This window comes from Protofrankia sp. Cr1 (assembly GCF_963555865.1).
Taxonomy (GTDB): Bacteria; Actinomycetota; Actinomycetes; order Frankiales; family Frankiaceae; genus Protofrankia.
The window spans coordinates 1-1,319 of record NZ_CAUVXO010000072.1; the positions used below are offsets into that span (position 1 = coordinate 1).

Genomic DNA, 1,319 nt, shown 5'->3' on the forward strand with positions numbered 1-1,319 from the left:
ACCCGTCCGAACCCGGAGTGCCCGACGCCGCCGAACGGCAGCCCGCCGACCGCAGTGAAGATCATGACATTGTTGACCGAGACCATACCCACCCGCAGTCGGTCTGCGATCTCCCGTCCGTGCCGGCGGGAGAACACCGAGGCGCCGAGCCCGAAGACGCCGCTGTTGGCCTTGGCCACGGCCTCGTCGATGTCACCTACCCGGGTCACCACCAGGGTCGGCCCGAACGTCTCCTCGGTCATCGCCAGGGCGTCGTCCGGCACGTCGACGAGCACGATCGGATCGATGAACGGCGGGCGCAGCGACTCAGGCCCACCGACCACCGCCCGCCCACCTCGGTCCAGCGCGTCGTGGAGGTGGCGACGCACGAGCTCGATTTGGCCGTGGAGAACCATCGGGCCGTATCCGGATGGTTCCCCGGCGCCCGCTGTGATCTTTCGTGCCTGAGTGGCCAGCTTGTCGAGGAAGGCATCGTAGACACCCTCGGTCACGAAGATCCGTTCAGTGGCGATGCAGGTCTGGCCGGAGTTGCCGATCCCGAGCCACAGCGCACCGTCCACGGCCGCGTCGAGATCAGCGTCATCCGCAATGATCATCGCGTCCTTACCGCCCAGTTCCAGGACGACCGGGGTGAGCGTCGTCGCGCACTGGGCCATCACCGCCCTGCCGGTGGCCGGGGCGCCGACGAACGAGAGCTTGTCCACGCCGGCCGAGCACAGCGCGGCGCCGGTGGCGGCAAGGCCGGTGACCATGGAGAGCACCGGCCGTCCGCCGACCACGTCGGTGAATGCCTCCACCATGAACCGCCCGACCGCGGGCGTGTGCTCGCTGGGTTTGTACACGACACAGTTGCCGGCGGCGAGTGCCGACACGACGGCGCCGCCCGGGGTGTAGACGGGCCAGTTCCAGGTCCCGATGACGCCTACCACCCCGTAGGGCTGGTAGGTCACGGACGCGGCCTGGTTCGCGGTGATCAGACCGCGTCGCACCCGGTGCGTACCCAGGACCCGCCCGGCGTTGGTGGCGGCCCAGCCCAGAACGTCGAGGTGGGCACCGATCTCCAGGGCAGCCTCATGGATGGTCTTGCCGTTCTCCCGGTGGACGAGGTCGGCGAGCTCGTCGAGGGCGTCGTACAGTGCCTTCTTCCAGGCCAGCAGGCGCGTCCGGCGGCCGTTGACGCCGAGTTCGGACCACCATCTGGTGGCGCTGCGCGCGCGTTCGACCGCGGCGCGCACCTCCTGGGCGCCGTGCACCGGGAACGTCGCGATCGTCGTACCGGTCGCTGGGTTGACCGAGTCGAAGGTCATCGGCGCCACCGC

Annotated in this window: 1 protein-coding gene; it reads right to left on the reverse strand. The window is 69.6% G+C overall.

Going from position 1 to position 1,319, the window contains the following annotated elements:
• Window positions 1-1,307: aldehyde dehydrogenase family protein (locus U9980_RS08895; RefSeq protein ID WP_322767490.1), on the reverse strand; the 1,307-nt coding region annotated here is incomplete at its 3' end.
• Window positions 1,308-1,319: the final 12 nt, after the last annotated feature.